The organism is Acidovorax sp. GW823-FHT01C06, from assembly GCF_058798375.1.
Genome location: NZ_JBXAKN010000008.1, coordinates 60,385 through 76,540, shown reverse-complemented (window position 1 = coordinate 76,540; position 16,156 = coordinate 60,385). Strand labels below are relative to the sequence as shown.

Here is a 16,156-nt window from a genome sequence, read left to right as displayed (position 1 = left end):
GCGCGGATAAGGTGCCATGAAAAAAGCCATGCAAGAGTTGTGCGAGCCAGTGTGAATGCCGGTCGCGCAGGCGTTGCCGGGCCGGCCGTCAGGTGGCCGTGGCCGTCACGAAGGCGGGCAGCGCGGGCGAGCCGGCCGACAGGGTCATCACCTCATAGCCCGTCTCGGTCACCAGCACGGTGTGTTCCCACTGCGCCGACAGGCTGTGGTCCTTGGTCACGATGGTCCAGCCGTCGTTGCCGAACTCCTTCACCTCGCGGCGGCCGGCGTTGATCATGGGCTCGATCGTGAAGACCATGCCGGGCACCAGTTCTTCCAGCGTGCCGGGGCGGCCGTAGTGCAGCACCTGGGGTTCTTCGTGGAACTTCTGGCCGATGCCGTGGCCGCAGAACTCGCGCACGATGGAGAAACCCTGGCCTTCGGCGAATTTCTGGATGGCGTGGCCCACGTCGCCCAGGTGGGCGCCAGGCTTCACCTGCAGGATGCCGTGCCACATGGCGTCGAAGGTGATCGCGCACAGGCGCTTGGCGGCAATGGAGCACTCGCCGATCTGGTACATGCGGCTGTTGTCGCCGTACCAGCCGTCCTTGGTGATCACGGTCACGTCCACGTTGACGATGTCGCCCTTCTTGAGCGGCTTGTCGTTGGGGATGCCGTGGCACACCACATGGTTGACCGAGGTGCACAGCGAGGCGGGGTAGGGCGGGTAGCCGGGCGGCTGGTAGCCCACGGTGGCCGAGATGGTGCCCTGCTGGGCCATGCATTCGGCACCCAGGCGGTCGATTTCCTTGGTGGTGATGCCGGGCTTGATGTGGGGGGCGATGTAGTCCAGCACTTCGGAGGCCAGGCGGCACGCGAGGCGCATGCCGGCAATGTCTTCTGCGCTTTTGATGGTGATGCTCATGGCGTAATTATCCCATCGCCCCCCGCCGGCTGCTTGGAGGCGGGCGGCGGCCCTGGTCCGCCCGGTAAAATGTCGGGCTGTCCACCCACATGCCCAGGCCAGAGCCCGGGCCCGGGTCGGCGCCTCGACCGTACCCCTCACACCCAACAGGCCGCTACCGTGACCTTGCACATGACCACGCTGGCGGGCGGCAACGCCCTCAGCACCTTCCACGCCCAGCAACTCCAACCCGCCCTGGAGGCCATCCACCCCAAGATCAGCGGCATTGCAGCGCGCTTCGTGCACCTTGTCGCCACCGACGCGCCCCCCACGCCCGCCGACCATGAGCGCCTGGCCGCCCTGCTGACCTATGGCGACCCCTATGCGGGCCCCGCCGAGGGCACCGCCATCATCGTCACCCCCCGCCTGGGCACGCTGTCGCCCTGGGCGTCCAAGGCGACCGACATCGCCCGCAACTGCGGCATCGCCATCCGCCGCGTGGAGCGCATCACCGAATACCGCATCAGCCTCAAGGCCGGCCTGCTGGGCAAGGCGCCCGAGCTGACGGCCGAGCAACTGGCCCAGGTGGCCGCCCTGCTGCACGACCGCATGACCGAGTCCGTGGTGGCCGACCGCGCCGCCGCCGCCGCGCTGTTCACCGAACTGCAGCCCGCGCCCATGGAGCACGTCAACGTGCTCGGCGGCGGCCGCGCCGCGCTGGAGGCGGCCAACACCCGTTTCGGCCTGGCCCTGGCCGACGACGAGATCGACTACCTGGTCAACGCCTTCACGGGCCTGGCGCGCAACCCCACCGACGTGGAGCTGATGATGTTCGCCCAGGCCAACAGCGAACACTGCCGCCACAAGATCTTCAACGCCCAGTTCACCATCGACGGCGTGGCGCAGGACAAATCGCTGTTCGGCATGATCCGCAACACCCACCAGCTGGCGCCCCAGCACACGGTGATCGCGTATTCGGACAACGCCTCGGTCATGGAAGGCGGCGAGGTCGAGCGGTTTGTGGCCAAAATGGCCTCTACCGCTGATTCAGCGGGCGCTACCAGCTATCAAAAAAGTAGCGCCACCCAGCACGTGCTGATGAAGGTGGAAACGCACAACCACCCCACCGCCATCTCTCCCTTCCCGGGCGCATCCACCGGCGCGGGCGGCGAGATCCGCGACGAAGGCGCCACCGGGCGGGGCTCCAAGCCCAAGGCCGGCCTCACGGGGTTCACCGTGTCCAAGCTCTGGGGCAGCACGGTCGGCAAGCCCGAGCACATCGCCAGCCCGCTGCAGATCATGGTGGAAGGGCCCCTGGGTGGCGCGGCGTTCAACAACGAATTCGGCCGCCCCAACCTGGCGGGCTACTTCCGCGAGTACGAGCAGGAAGTCGCTGGCGTGCAGCGCGGCTACCACAAGCCCATCATGATCGCCGGCGGCGTGGGCGTGATCGACGCGGGCCTGACGACAAAGATCGAGTTCCCCGCTGGCTCGCTGCTCATCCAGCTGGGCGGCCCCGGCATGCGCATCGGCATGGGCGGCAGTGCCGCCAGCTCCATGGCCAGTGGCACCAACGCCGCCGAACTGGACTTCGACTCCGTGCAGCGCGGCAACCCCGAGATCGAGCGCCGCGCCCAGGAGGTCATCAACCACTGCTGGGCGCAGGGCGCCGCCAACCCCATCCTCGCCATCCACGACGTGGGTGCGGGCGGCCTCTCGAACGCCTTCCCCGAGCTCACGAACGACGCCGGCCGTGGCGCTCGCTTCGACCTGCGCGCCGTGCCGCTCGAAGAATCGGGCATGGCGCCCAAGGAAATCTGGAGCAACGAAAGCCAGGAGCGCTACGTGCTGGCCATCGCGCCCGAGTCGCTGCCGCTGTTCAAGGCGTTCTGCGAGCGCGAGCGCTGCCCCTTCGCCGTGATCGGCACGGCCACCGAGGAACGCCAGCTGGTGCTGCAGGACACCGCCGTGGAGGCGGGCGACCAGAAGCTGCCGGTGGACATGCCCATGAACGTGCTGCTGGGCAAGCCGCCCAAGATGCACCGCGACGTGGCCACGGTGCAGCGCCAGTTCGCGCCCATCGACCTGACCGGCGTCCCGCTGCAAAAGGCCGTGATCGACGTGCTGGCCCATCCCACGGTGGCGTCCAAGCGTTTTCTCATCACCATCGGCGACCGCACCGTGGGCGGCCTGTCGCACCGCGACCAGATGGTCGGCCCCTGGCAGGTGCCGGTGGCGGACTGCGCGGTGACGCTGGCCGACTACAAGGGCTTTGCGGGCGAGGCGATGAGCATGGGCGAGCGCACGCCGCTGGCCGCGATCAACGCACCCGCATCGGGCCGCATGGCCGTGGCCGAGGCCATCACCAACCTGCTGGCCGCGCCCATCGAGCTGCCGCGTGTGAAGCTGTCCGCCAACTGGATGGCCGCGTGTGGCGAGCCCGGCGAAGACGCTGCCTTGTACGAGACCGTGAAGGCCGTGGGCATGGAGCTGTGCCCGGCGCTGGGCGTCTCCATCCCCGTGGGCAAGGACAGCCTGTCGATGCGCACGCAGTGGAGCGACGGCAGCGACAAGAAAAAGGTCACGTCCCCCGTGAGCCTGATCGTGAGCGCGTTCGCGTCGCTCTCCGACGTGCGCGGCACGCTCACGCCCCAGCTCGATGCCACCGAGGATGACACCACCCTGGTGCTGATCGATCTGGGCAAGGGCCAGAACCGCATGGGCGGCAGCATCCTGGGCCAGACGCTGGAACAAAGCGGCGACGTGGTGCCCGACGTGGACGATCCGCAGGACCTGGTGAACCTGGTCAACGCCGTGAACGCGCTGCGCGCCAAGGGCCATGTCCTGGCCTACCACGACCGCAGCGACGGCGGCCTGCTGGCGGCGGCGGCCGAGATGGCCTTTGCGGGCCATGTGGGCGTGGCGCTCAATGTGGACATGCTCGTGACCGAAGGCGACGGCATCAGCGACAGCCGCATGGAGACCGGGGATGCCAAGAACTGGGCGCAGCAGGTCAGCGCGCGCCGCGAGGAGCTCACGCTCAAGGCCCTGTTCAACGAAGAACTGGGCGTGCTGCTGCAGGTGCGCACCGCAGAGCGCAACGATGTGATGCAGGTGCTGCGCGAGCACGGCCTGTCCAGATTCAGCCACTTCGTCGGCAAGACGCGTCCGCAATCGTCGGGCATCGACGCCGGCAAGGGCGAGCTGCAGGTCTGGCGCGATGCCAAGGCCGTGTTCAGCGCCAAGCTCACCGACCTGCACCAGGTGTGGGATGCCGTGAGCTGGAAAATCTGCCAGCAGCGCGACAACCCCGCGACCGCGGACTCCGAGCACGCCACCGCGGGCGCGGCCGCCGACCCCGGGATGCACGTGCACCTCACGTTCGACGCGGCCGACAACGTGGCGGCGCCGTTCCTGAACCTGGCCAAACCCCGGGTCGCGATCCTGCGCGAGCAGGGCGTCAATTCGCACATCGAGATGGCCTACACCTTCACCGAGGCCGGCTTCGAGGCCTACGACGTGCACATGACCGACCTGCAGACCGGCCGCGTCAAGCTCGAAGACTTCAAGGGCGTGGTCGCCTGCGGCGGCTTCAGCTACGGCGACACGCTGGGGGCCGGTATCGGCTGGGCGCGCAGCATCACCTTCAACCCCGTGCTGGCCGAGCAGTTCCAGGGCTTCTTCGGCCGCACCGACACCTTTGGCCTCGGGGTGTGCAACGGATGCCAGATGTTTGCCGAGCTGGCGGACATCATCCCGGGCGCGCAGGACTGGCCACGCTTCACCACCAACCAGAGCGAGCGCTTCGAGGCCCGCCTGTCGATGGTGGAGGTGCTGGAGTCTCCCAGCCTGTTCTTCGCGGGCATGGCGGGCAGCCGCCTGCCGATCGCCGTGGCGCACGGCGAGGGCTATGCCAACTTCAAGTACCGCGGCAACGCCGGCGCGGCCATCGCCGCGATGCGTTTCGTGGACAACCACGGCGCGCCCACCGAGCAATACCCGTTCAACCCGAACGGCAGCACGGGTGGCATGACCGGCGTGACCACGGCGGACGGCCGTTTCACGGCCATCATGCCGCACCCCGAGCGCGTGTTCCGCAACGTGCAGATGAGCTGGACCTCGGGCGACCGCAGCGAACTCAGTCCCTGGATGCGCATCTGGCGCAATGCCCGCAAGTGGGTGGGGTGACGTAGCACATCCTGCTGAGTCGCTTCGCGCCTTCCCCCTTCTCTCAATGGCTTGCCCTGCGGGAAGGGGCGCAGCCGGTGCACGCCCGCAAAGCGCCGCATACGCAGCTTGGCGGCCCTTGCACGGCTGCACGGGCGTTTGGGGTGCGCGGGCCCGGCGGGCTGCTGGCGGCGCTGTCGCGCCGGGCTGCCCGGCAAGTCCTGCTCAGGCCACTGCAGGGGCGCGCTGATACACCAGCAGCCGCCCTTTGTACGCCGGAACATCGGCCAGCGCGGGGTGGTCCAGGCGCTCTTCCACCACGTCAAAACGCAGCGCGGCCATCTGCTTGCTGAAGGCGGAGCGGTTGCCGCGGTTGGGGTCCACGATCCAGATCTGCGCGCTTTCGGCCGCATGGCGGTCGAGGAAGTTGGCCAGGCTGCCTCGTGCGTCGCGCTCGTACAGGACGTCGCTGCCCATGATGAGGTCGAACCGGCCTTGCACATCGGCGCAGGTGTCGGTCAAGTCGGCTCCCCATTGTCCGGTGCGGTACTTGAGCGGCGACATGCGGTTGAGCCGCACGTTCTCCAGCAGGAAGGCCGATGCCAGGGGGTGGCAGTCGCTGGCGGTCACGTCCACGCCGCGCCGGTGGCACACCAGGCTGGCCAGGGCCAGGCCGCAGCCGATCTCCAGCACGCGCTCACCGCTTCGCAGGGGGCGGCTGGCCATGCGGTGCGCCAGCTGGGCCCCCGATGGCCACAGCAGGCCGAACAGCGGCCAGGCGGCGGAAGAGATGCCCAGCGCTTCGGCGGCACCCTCCGGGTCGGAAAACTGCTGCTTGTCCAGAAGCGAGCGGATGATCAGGTCTGCCGCGCCGGTGATGGCGATGTCTTCTTGCTTGGTCAGGTAGCCGGGCATGGCATGGGCGTGAAGCCCGTGCAGGGGGACAAGCCCCGGGGACCCCAAAGTGGTGGGTGAGGGCGCGAGTATGCGCCTTGCGCGCCGCAGCCCCCATGGCGGGCCGCGAGGAGGGCCACGGCGACGGCCTGCGCAAAAGGCTCCCGGGGCCGGGGGGCGGGCGCAAACGAAGACCGTGCGTTGCTATAGTCCAGCCCACGCGCGGCGGCACGCATGCCGCCTTTTCCATTGCTATCTCAAGGACTTCCCATGGCCTCTGGCAGCCTGCTTGCCCTGTTGGACGACATCGCCACCATCCTCGACGACGTGGCCCTGATGACCAAGGTGGCCGCCAAGAAGAGCGCGGCCATGGCGGACGACGTCTCGGTCATGACGAAGGTGGCCGCGCAGAAGACGGCCGGCGTGCTGGGCGACGACCTGGCCCTCAATGCCCAGCAGGTCACGGGGGTACGCGCCGAGCGCGAGATTCCGGTGGTGTGGGCCGTGGCCAAGGGGTCGTTCATCAACAAGGTGATCCTGGTGCCCGCGGCCTTGCTGATCAGCGCGTTCGCGCCCTGGGCCGTGACGCCGCTGCTCATGATTGGCGGTGCCTTCCTGTGCTTTGAAGGCTTTGAAAAAGTCGCCCACAAGCTGCTGCACGCCCCCCACGAAGACGCCGCCGAGCATGAAAGCCATGTGCTGGCCAATGCCAACCCCGCGGTGGACCTGGTGGCGTTCGAGAAGGACAAGATCAAGGGCGCGGTGCGCACCGACTTCATCCTGTCGGCAGAGATCATCGCCATCACGCTGGGGACCGTGGCGTCGGCGCCGTTTGTGCAGCAGGTCACCGTGCTGTCGGGCATCGCGGTCATCATGACCATCGGCGTATATGGCCTGGTGGCCGGCATCGTCAAGCTCGACGACCTGGGCCTGTGGCTGAACGGCAAGGCCAGCGCCGTGGCCAGGGCGCTGGGCTCGGGCATCCTGCGGGCCGCGCCGTGGCTCATGAAGGGCCTGTCCGTGGCGGGCACCGCCGCCATGTTCCTCGTGGGCGGCGGCATCCTGGTGCATGGAGTGCCCGCGCTGCACCATGCGGTGGATGCCGCTGGCGAGGCCGCCGCGCAATGGCCGGTGGGCGCCCTCTGGCATGTGCTGGTGCCCAACCTGCTCAACGCGGTGGTCGGCATCGTGGCGGGAGGCTTGGTGCTCGCAGCCGTCACGCTGGTGCAGCGCCTGCGCGGGAAATCCGCTGCGCATTGACAAGGGCAGGCCGTTTTTCTTGATGTATGTCTAAGGGTTAATACGAGGGGCTTGAGATAGGGCAAGGCCGGTCGAGGGGCATGGCGGTTCAATGGATGCACGGGGGTCGTCCCCGTCCAACCGATGTGAAATCACCATGAAAAAGAACCTGCTGGCAGTAGCCGCCCTCTGCGCCCTGGCTTCCGGCGCCGCCCTGGCGCAACAGGCTGAAGGACCCTGGATGGTCCGCGCGCGCGCCGTGCACCTGGACAGTGCCAACAAGGACAGCACGCCCCTGGGCTTGACCATCAACGACAAGACCATCCCCGAAGTCGATGTCACGTACTTCTTCAACAAGAACATCGCGGCCGAACTGATCCTGACCGTGCCGCAAAAGCACACGCTGAGCGCCTCCGGCACGGCCATCGGCTCGCTCAAGCACCTGCCGCCCACGCTGCTGCTGCAATACCACTTCGATGCACCCGGCTTCAAGCCCTATGTGGGCGCGGGCCTGAACTACACGCGCTTTTCCGGCGTGAAGCTGCCCGCCGGCGTGGACATTGACCGCAACAGCTTCGGCCCCGCGCTGCAGGTGGGCGTGGACATTCCGCTGCAGAAGAATCTGTACCTCAACTTCGACCTGAAGAAGGTCTTCATCAAGACCGACGTGACGGCAGGCGGCGCCAAGCTGGGCACCTTCAAGGCAGACCCCGTGCTGGTGGGCGTGGGCCTGGGCTGGAGGTTCTAGCCAGGCTCCCCCTGAGGCGCTTCGCGCCTTCCCCCTGAGGGGGACGCCTGCGGTGGACCGGCAAAGCCGGATCCACGGTGGCGCTCGCGTTGACGGTGCGCCAGTTTTCATCGGCTATGACGGATCTACGTCCGTCGGTAGAAGGCCAGCGATCCGGCCAGGGCCAGCAGCGCGCCGCCGCAGCAGCGGTCCAGCCACAGCACCGCGCGGCGGTGCAGCAGCTTGACGGCGCGCGCCCCGATGGCGGCGTAGGCCAGCATCACGGCGAAGTCCAGGCCCGCGAACACGGCTGCAATGGCGGTGTACTGCGGCCATTGTGGTGCGCTGGCATCGATGAATTGCGGCATCAGCGCCGAGCAGAACAGGTATCCCTTGGAGTTGGTCACCGCGACCAGGAAAGAGCGCGTGAAGATGCCGCGCGGCGTGGCCGCAGGCCCGGCGGCCGCGCCGTCCGCTGCGGCCAGGTCCAGCCCCCCCTGCGAGCGCAGCAGCCGCAAACCCAGCCAGGCCAGGTAGGCCGCGCCCAGCCACTTCACCACCGAAAACCAGAACTCGGACGCCGCCAGCAGCGTGCCCAGGCCCAGCGCCACGGCACCGACCAGCACAAAATCCGACGCCACGGCGCCCAGCATGCCGGGCAGCGACCGGCGCACGCCATAGCGCGATCCGTTAGCCAGCGCCAGCAGCACCGTGGGGCCGGGCGTGGCGATGGCCACCAGGGCCACCAGCGAGAAGACCAGCAGGGTCGCGAGCGTCATGCCATCACCCCGCAGCCCTGGGGCTTGAGCACCCGCTCGGTGGATGCGGGGTATTTCGCCAGCCTGGAGGCGGGCCGGCGCGGGCGCTGCACGAGGTCGCCCCCGCAGTTGGGGCACACGTGGCCCAGCCGGGCGCCGGCGCAGTCGCTGCAGAACGTGCACTCGAAGGTGCAGATGCGCGCGTTGGTGGCATCGGGCGGCAGGTCCTTGTCGCAGCATTCGCAGTTGGGGCGCATCTGAAGCATGGCAGGGTCCTTGTGAGAAGTCCGTGGGAAGGGCGAGCGTATGCCGGGCGCGCGCCGTTCACAAGGTACAGATGGACCCGTACCGGGCAGTACACCCCGCCCGCGGCGGCCCCTGGCGGCTGCGCCGCCGGCTTCCGCACCCGAAGGCCCGCCCGCGCCATGGGGATTTGGCCTACACACGGCGCCATCGGCTCGGCTCACAATGGCGGACGCGGTGGGGCTTCGCGCCCTTGCCTGGGTACGTGGCAGCCTGGCGGGCATTGGGCTCCCGGGACGGCCCCGTCGGACAGAACCAGCGGCATTGCCGCGCAAGACGTTTCAAGACCCATGCCTTTGCCCAGCCCCAACGACGACATCACGCGTGGCCTGAACCAGCGGCCCGCGAGCATTTCCCCCAAGTATTTCTACGACCAGCACGGCTCGCAGCTGTTCGAGGAAATCACCCGCCTGCCCGAGTACTACCCCACGCGCACCGAAACCGCCCTCATGCAGCAGCATGCGGCCGACATCGCGCAGGCCGTGGGCACGGGGCGCACGCTGGTGGAGCTGGGGGCTGGCAACTGCCAGAAGGCGCGCACGCTGTGCCGGCTGGTGCAGCCCGCGTGCTTCGTCGGCGTGGATATCTCGGCGGACTTCCTGCAGGCGGCGGTGCGGGGCCTGCGCGACGATTTTCCGGGGCTGGACGCGCGGGCCGTGGGCGGCGACATGACCCAGGGCGTGGCCCTGCCCGAGGACATTCCGCGCACGGGACGGCTGGTGTTCTACCCGGGCTCGTCCATCGGCAACTTCGACCCGCCGCACGCGCTGGATTTGCTGGCCCACATGCGCGAGCTGATCGACGATGACGGCGGCCTGCTCATCGGCATCGACCTGCCCAAGGACGTGGAGGTGCTGGAAGCGGCCTACGACGACGCCGCCGGCGTGACCGCCGCCTTCAACCGCAATGTGCTGCGGCATGTGAATCGATTGATCGGCAGCGATTTCGATGTGGACCAGTGGCGGCACCGGGCGTTCTTCAACCCGGGCGAGTCGCGCATCGAGATGCACCTGGAAGCGATGGCTGACTCCGAGGTGCGCTGGCCCGGTGGCGGGCGCAGGTTCGACCAGGGCGAACGCATCCACACCGAAAACAGCTACAAGTACCCGCTGCACGTGTTCACCGACATGCTGGCGCGCGCAGGCTTCTCGCAGGCCCAGGCGTGGACGGACGACCGTGGCTGGTTTGCCGTGGTGCACGCCAGACCCTGAGGGCCCGTATGACCAATATGGATTTTTGCTCCCCGCTTGCCGTGCTGCTGTCGCGCTACGGCGCTGTGCGGGATCACACCGTGGCCTTGGTGGCACCGCTGTCGGCCGAGGACTGCGGCGCTCAGTCCATGCCCGATGCCAGCCCGGCCAAATGGCACCTGGCGCACACCACCTGGTTCTTCGAGACCTTTGTGCTCGAGCCGAACGAGCCGGGCTTCGCGCCCTTCGAGCCCGCGTTCCGCGTGCTGTTCAATTCCTACTACAACGGCGTGGGCGCCAAGCACCCGCGCCCGCAGCGGGGGCTGCTGACGCGCCCGCCGCTGGACGAGGTGCTGGCCTACCGCGCCGATGTGGACCGGCGGATGGCGCGCCTGGTGCCCGCCGTGCTGCAGAACGCCGCGCTGTGTGCGCTGATCGAGCTGGGCCTGCAGCACGAGCAGCAGCACCAGGAACTGCTGGTGACGGACATCAAGCACCTGCTGTCGTGCAACCCTGTGCATCCCGCCTATGGCGCCGCCGTGGTGCCCGTCGGCGACCAGGCGCTCGTACCGGCGGCCAGGCCCCTGGGCTGGCGGCATCTGGAAGGCGGGCTGGTGGAGGTGGGCCATGGCGGAGACGGCTTCGCCTTCGACAACGAAAGCCCTCGCCACCGCGCCTACCTGGCGCCGTACGCACTGGCCTCGCGGCTGGTGACCAACGCGGAATGGATGGCCTTCGTGGAAGGTGGGGGCTACGACAACCCCGCCCACTGGCTGGCCGAAGGCTGGGACTGGCGCGTGGCCCAGGGGCTTCGGCACCCCTTGTACTGGCACCGGCGGGACGACGGCGCCTGGCACGAGTTCACCCTGGCGGGCCTGCGGCCCGTGCAGAGCGCGATGCCGGTTGTGCACCTGTCGTACTACGAAGCGGACGCCTATGCGCGCTGGGTGGGCGCACGCCTGCCCACGGAAGCCGAATGGGAGCATGCCGCGCAGACCGCAGGGACAACTGACGCGCATGGCCTGGAGCAGCTGTTCGGCGCGGCCTGGCAATGGACGCAGTCGAGCTACGCCGCCTACCCAGGCTTTCGCACGGCCGACGGCGCCGTGGGCGAGTACAACGGCAAGTTCATGGTCAACCAGTACGTGCTGCGCGGCAGCTCCTGCGCCACGCCGCCCGGGCACGCGCGCAGCACCTACCGCAACTTCTTCCCGGCCACGGCCCGCTGGCAGTACACGGGTGTGCGGCTGGCTCGTGACGCATGAGCGGCTTTGCGGCGGTATCTGGCGCGCTCAGGGTTCCATGCGGAAGGTGTGCTGCAGCACCAGGCGGGCGGGCTCCCCATTGCGCAGCAGCGGCGCAAATTTCCAGCGGCGCACCGCATCGATCGCCGGCTTGTGCAGCGCATCCTCCCCCGTTCCTGACAGCACGCGCGCGGTGCCGACCAGCCCGCTGGGCATGATCTCGAACGACACCGTCACATCGCCGCGCGCTTTGAGCGAGGTGTCATTCAGGAGGAAGGACGGGTAGCGCGGCAGCGGTGCCTCCAGCAGCGTCAAAGGCGCATCCAGCGGAGGCGAAACCTGCTTTTGCAGCAGTTGCTCGTCCTCCTTCTGGCGGAAGCTGGTGACGTGGGATTCGGTCACATCCACTCCGCGCGGCGGGATGGATGATGTGGAGCTGCAGCCGGCCAGAATCAGCAGGCCGAGAGTGACCGGGGCAAGAGGGGATAGGCGGGACATGGCGATCTTGAATCAGGGAGCGCCCCGCGATTCGCGGGGCAGGTCCTCCAGTATCCCGCAACTGGCGCCGGCTGTTGCCGTACGCTCAGACAGCCTCGAGTGCCTGCACCAGGTCGGCCTGCAGATCATCGACGTGCTCGATGCCCACCGACAGCCGCACCATGCTCTCGCTCACCCCCGCCTTGGCCAGCTCTTCGGGGTTGAGCTGGCGGTGCGTGGTCGATGCGGGGTGCGTGGCCAGCGATTTCGCGTCGCCGATGTTCACCAGGCGTGTGAAGAGCTGCAGCGCGTCGAGGAAGCGTGCACCGGCAGCCCGCGGGTCCGCATCGGTGCTCTTGAGCCCGAAGCTCAGGATGCCGGATGCCTTGCCGCCGGATTGCCGCTGCACCAGCGCGTGGTCCGGGTGGTCGGGCAGGCCCGCGTAGCGCACCCATTCCACCTTGGGGTGGCCCTGCAGGTACTTCGCCAGCGCCAGCGTGTTCTCGCAGATGCGGTCCATGCGCAGGGCCAGGGTCTCGATGCCCTGCAGGATCAGGAAGGCGCTTTGCGGCGACAGGGCCGCGCCGGTGTTGCGCAGCGGCACCACGCGCGCGCGGCCGATGAAGGCGGCGGGGCCCAGGGCCTCGGTGTAGACCACGCCGTGGTAGCTCACATCGGGCTCGTTCAGGCGTGGGAAGCGGGCCTTGTGCTCGGCCCACGGGAACTTGCCGCTGTCCACGATGGCGCCGCCCACGCTGTTGCCGTGGCCGCCCAGGTACTTGGTGAGCGAATGCACCACGATGTCGGCGCCGTGCTCGATGGGGCGCAGCAGGTAGGGGCTGGGCACGGTGTTGTCCACGATCAGCGGCACGCCATGGTCATGCGCCACCTTGGCGATGGCTGCGATGTCGGTCACGTTGCCCAGCGGGTTGCCGATGGACTCGATGAAGATCGCCTTGGTGCGCGCGTCGATGTGCTGCGCGAAGCTGGCCGGGTCGCGCGGGTCGGCAAAGCGGGTGGTGATGCCCTGCTGCGGCAGGGTGTGGGCAAACAGGTTGTAGGTGCCGCCATACAGCGTGCTGGCCGACACGATATTGTCGCCCGCCTCGGCAATGGTCTGGATGGCATAGGTGATGGCCGCCATGCCCGAGGCCACGGCCAGCGCGGCGATGCCGCCTTCGAGCGCCGCGACGCGCTTTTCGAGCACGTCGGTGGTGGGGTTCATGATGCGGGTGTAGATGTTGCCCGGCACCTTCAAATCGAACAGGTCGGCGCCATGCTGGGCGCTGTCAAACGCGTAGGCCACCGTCTGGTAGATGGGCACGGCCACGGCCTTGGTGGTGGGGTCGGGGCTGTAGCCAGCGTGTACGGCCAGGGTCTCGATTCTCATGAAGGCTGTCTCTTTCGTTGAAGGGAAGGGGGTGGCACCACCGGGCTCCACGCATGGCTGGGCGTTGCCGATGTGCCGATGGCGCGGGCCATTCTGGCACTGCTGGCCCGTGGCGTCATCGAATCGTTGGCTATGTGCTTATGACGTTCTTGTGCGCCGTGGGCTCTTTCAGTCAGAAGGCTCGTCCATGGCGCTGTCCATGGGCTCTGGGGTAGTGCGCCGCGCCTGCTGGCTGCGGCGCCAGGCCTTCTCGATTTCCACCACCACCAGCACCACCAGCGCGGCGCCAATGCACAGCGCCAGCTCGCCCAGGCTCAGCGGCTCGGTGCGGAAGATGGGGTTGAGCCAGGGCACGTAGATGGTGGCCATCTGCAGCGCAAAGGTGAGCAGCACGGCGTAGAGCAGCGGGCGGTTGCTCAACAGGCCCAGGCGCCAGATGGGTTCGGATTCGGAGCGGATGGCGATGACATGCGCCATCTGCGCGAGCGTGAGCACGGTGAACACCATGGTCTGCCAGTGCGCGTGGCCGGTGTGCAGGGCCCAGGCCTGCACCGCCAGGCACAGCCCGCCGATGAGCAGGCCCACGCCCAATATGTGCTGCCACATGCCATGGGCAAACAGGCTTTCGCGCGGCGCGCGGGGCGGGCGCTGCATGATGCCGCGCTCGGCCGGTTCGGCCGCCAGCGCCAGGCCGGGCAGGCCGTCTGTGACCAGGTTGACCCACAGGATGTGGATGGGCAGCAACGGAATGGGCAGCAGCAACAGCGGCGCGAGGAAGATGGTCCAGATCTCGCCCGAGTTGCCCGTCATCGCGTAGCGCACGAACTTGCGGATGTTGTCGTAGATGCGGCGGCCCTCGCGCACGGCCGCGACGATGGTGGCGAAGTTGTCGTCCAGCAGCACCAGGCTCGAGGCCTCGCGCGCCACGTCGGTGCCGCCCTGGCCCATGGCCACGCCGATGTCGGCGCGCTTGAGCGCCGGGGCATCGTTCACGCCGTCGCCCGTCATGGCGACGAAGTGGCCCTGGGCCTGGAGTGCCTCGACGATGCGGATCTTCTGCGCCGGGTCCACGCGGGCGTACACCTGCACCTGCTCCACCTTCGCCCGCAGCGCGGCGTCGTCGAGCGTGGCCAGGTCGGCGCCGGTAAGCACCGGGGCATCGCTACGCTTCACAATGCCCAGGCGGTGCGCAATGGCGCGCGCAGTGGCGGGGTGGTCGCCCGTGATCATCACCGGCGTGATGCCCGCGCTGATGCAGTCGCGGACCGCGGCCTGGGCCTCGGGGCGCGGCGGGTCGATGAGGGCGATCAGGCCCAGCAGCTCCAGCTGGTTTTCCACCGCGTCGATGTCGTTGGTGTCGGGCAGGCGGGCGTGGCTGCGGCGCGCCAGGGCCAGCACCCGCAGGCCCTGTGCGGCAAGCTGCTGGGCGGTGGCGAGGACCTTGGCGGTGTCCAGTGCAGCAGCGCCGTCGGGCGTCCAGTGGGCGGTGCACCGGGGCAAGACCGACTCAGGCGCACCCTTGGTGTAGGCAACAAAACCGTGCGCATCGCGGTGGAAGGTGGTCATACGTTTGCGGTCGGAGTCAAACGGTTGCTCCTGCACGCGGGGGCTGGTGGCGTCGAGCCGGGCCTTGTCCAGCCCACCCGCGTGGGCAGCCAGCACCAGCGCGGTCTCGGTGGGGTCGCCCTGCCAGTGGATGCCCGACGGGCCTTCTTCGTTGTGTACCTGCAGCGTGGCGTCGTTGCACAGCGCGGCGGCGCGCAGGGCCTCGGCATGGGCGGGGCCGGGCAGAGGGTCGCCGGGCACCCAGCGCACGCCGTGGGCCATCAGCAGTTCGGCGTGCATGCGGTTTTGCGTCAGGGTGCCGGTCTTGTCCGAGCAGATGGTGGTGACCGAGCCCAGGGTCTCCACCGATGGCAGGCGCCGCACCAGCGCATGCACGGCCACCATGCGGCGCGCGCCCAGAGCCAGCAGCACCGTGACCACGGCAGGCAGGGCCTCGGGGATGGCGGCCACGGCCAGACTGATGGCGGTGAGGGCCATCAGCAGCGGCGCCTCGCCGCGCAGCACACCCACCACAAAGATCACGAGGCAGATGCCCAGCACCGCCAGCGCCAGCCGTTTGCCAAAGGCTGCGAGGCGCAACTGCAGCGGCGTGCTGCGGTCGCCGGTGTCGAGCAGCGTGGCCACCTTGCCCAGCTCGGTGTGCATGCCGGTGGCCACCACCAGGCCACGCGCCCGGCCGTGGGTGGCGGTCGTGCCCTTGAAGGCCATGTTGGTGCGGTCGCCCAGCGCGCCCACGTCCCCGGCCGCCAGGGCTTCGGTCTGCTTGGCCACGGTGACGGACTCGCCCGTGAGGGCGGATTCATCCACCTGCAGCTGCGCAATCTCGATCAGCCGCAGGTCGGCCGGGATCTGGTTGCCCGCCTCCAGCAGCACGATGTCACCCGGCACCAGCGCCCTGGCGGGCACCACCTGCACGGCTCCGCTGCGCAGCACCGTGGCGTGCGCCGCCGCCAGCTGGCGCAGCGCGGCCATGGCCTGGTCGGCGCGCCAGGCCTGCACAAAGCCGATGACGGCGTTGAGCACCACGATGACGAGGATGACCAGCGTGTCGGTGACCTCGCCCACCAGGCCCGAGATGACGGCCGCCCCCAGCAGCACCAGCACCATGAAGTCCTTGAACTGGTCGGCCAGCAGGCGCCACCAGGGGCGGTCTTGCCCTGCCGCCAGTTCGTTGGCTCCGTGGATGGCGCTGCGGCGCAGGGCTTCGTCGGCGTGCAGGCCTGCGTCAGGGTTGACGCCATGGGCCTGGGCCACGGCCTCGGTGGGGTGCAGGTGCGGGGCGGTGGATGGGGACATGCGGCGATCGGTGAGACGGGCC

Annotated in this window: 12 protein-coding genes; 5 read left to right on the top strand and 7 right to left on the bottom strand. The window is 68.7% G+C overall.

Annotated elements, in window-relative coordinates; all coding sequences use genetic code 11:
• Nucleotides 1-88: 88 nt before the first annotated feature.
• Nucleotides 89-904 (bottom strand): type I methionyl aminopeptidase, encoded by an 816-nt coding sequence (gene map / locus AC1RCS_RS16865; protein ID WP_218294567.1) that lies wholly within the window; start codon nt 902-904, stop codon nt 89-91.
• Nucleotides 905-1,063: 159 nt separating this feature from the next.
• Between map and purL the strand changes: the two genes are divergently transcribed.
• Nucleotides 1,064-5,071: a phosphoribosylformylglycinamidine synthase gene (gene purL, locus AC1RCS_RS16860; protein WP_492245484.1), complete on the top strand. Its 4,008-nt coding sequence runs from the start codon at nt 1,064-1,066 to the stop codon at nt 5,069-5,071.
• A 204-nt stretch (nt 5,072-5,275) separates the two neighbouring features.
• Here purL and AC1RCS_RS16855 read toward each other — a convergent pair whose 3' ends face one another.
• A complete protein-coding gene (locus AC1RCS_RS16855; RefSeq protein ID WP_369642745.1) occupies nt 5,276-5,965 on the bottom strand; it encodes a class I SAM-dependent methyltransferase in 690 nt (229 codons plus the stop codon).
• A 249-nt stretch (nt 5,966-6,214) separates the two neighbouring features.
• Here AC1RCS_RS16855 and AC1RCS_RS16850 point away from each other — a divergent pair, with 249 nt between their 5' ends.
• Together AC1RCS_RS16850 and AC1RCS_RS16845 are read left to right on the top strand one after the other, a co-directional pair.
• Complete coding sequence (locus tag AC1RCS_RS16850) at nt 6,215-7,204, top strand: DUF808 domain-containing protein (RefSeq protein WP_369642744.1); 990 nt, start codon at nt 6,215-6,217, stop codon at nt 7,202-7,204.
• Nucleotides 7,205-7,340: 136 nt separating this feature from the next.
• Nucleotides 7,341-7,931 carry an OmpW/AlkL family protein gene (locus AC1RCS_RS16845; protein WP_218294571.1) on the top strand — a complete coding sequence of 197 codons (591 nt, stop codon included), beginning with the start codon at nt 7,341-7,343 and terminating at the stop codon, nt 7,929-7,931.
• A 125-nt stretch (nt 7,932-8,056) separates the two neighbouring features.
• On the opposite strand, the gene AC1RCS_RS16840 is transcribed toward AC1RCS_RS16845, so the two are convergent.
• Complete coding sequence (locus AC1RCS_RS16840; protein ID WP_492245485.1) at nt 8,057-8,689, bottom strand: LysE family translocator; 633 nt, start codon at nt 8,687-8,689, stop codon at nt 8,057-8,059.
• Entirely contained in the window at nt 8,686-8,934 is a 249-nt protein-coding gene (locus tag AC1RCS_RS16835) for a DUF1272 domain-containing protein (protein ID WP_218340971.1), read from the bottom strand. The genes AC1RCS_RS16840 and AC1RCS_RS16835 overlap by 4 nt, the downstream gene beginning before the upstream one ends.
• 327 nt (nt 8,935-9,261) lie before the next feature.
• On the opposite strand from AC1RCS_RS16835, the gene egtD reads away from it, so the two are divergent.
• Nucleotides 9,262-10,182: an L-histidine N(alpha)-methyltransferase gene (egtD, locus tag AC1RCS_RS16830; RefSeq protein ID WP_218340972.1), complete on the top strand. Its 921-nt coding sequence runs from the start codon at nt 9,262-9,264 to the stop codon at nt 10,180-10,182.
• An 8-nt stretch (nt 10,183-10,190) separates the two neighbouring features.
• Nucleotides 10,191-11,426 (top strand): ergothioneine biosynthesis protein EgtB, encoded by a 1,236-nt coding sequence (gene egtB, locus AC1RCS_RS16825; protein ID WP_492245486.1) that lies wholly within the window; start codon nt 10,191-10,193, stop codon nt 11,424-11,426.
• Between the two features lie 27 nt (nt 11,427-11,453).
• Here egtB and AC1RCS_RS16820 read toward each other — a convergent pair whose 3' ends face one another.
• From AC1RCS_RS16820 to AC1RCS_RS16810, 3 genes are all read right to left on the bottom strand, one after another.
• Nucleotides 11,454-11,903, bottom strand: a complete 450-nt coding sequence (locus AC1RCS_RS16820; protein ID WP_218294576.1) for an energy transducer TonB — start codon at nt 11,901-11,903, stop codon at nt 11,454-11,456.
• 85 nt (nt 11,904-11,988) lie between these two features.
• Complete coding sequence (locus AC1RCS_RS16815) at nt 11,989-13,272, bottom strand: O-acetylhomoserine aminocarboxypropyltransferase/cysteine synthase family protein (RefSeq protein WP_492245487.1); 1,284 nt, start codon at nt 13,270-13,272, stop codon at nt 11,989-11,991.
• Between the two features lie 168 nt (nt 13,273-13,440).
• Nucleotides 13,441-16,134: a cation-translocating P-type ATPase gene (locus AC1RCS_RS16810; protein WP_492245488.1), complete on the bottom strand. Its 2,694-nt coding sequence runs from the start codon at nt 16,132-16,134 to the stop codon at nt 13,441-13,443.
• Between the last annotated feature and the right edge of the window lie 22 nt (nt 16,135-16,156).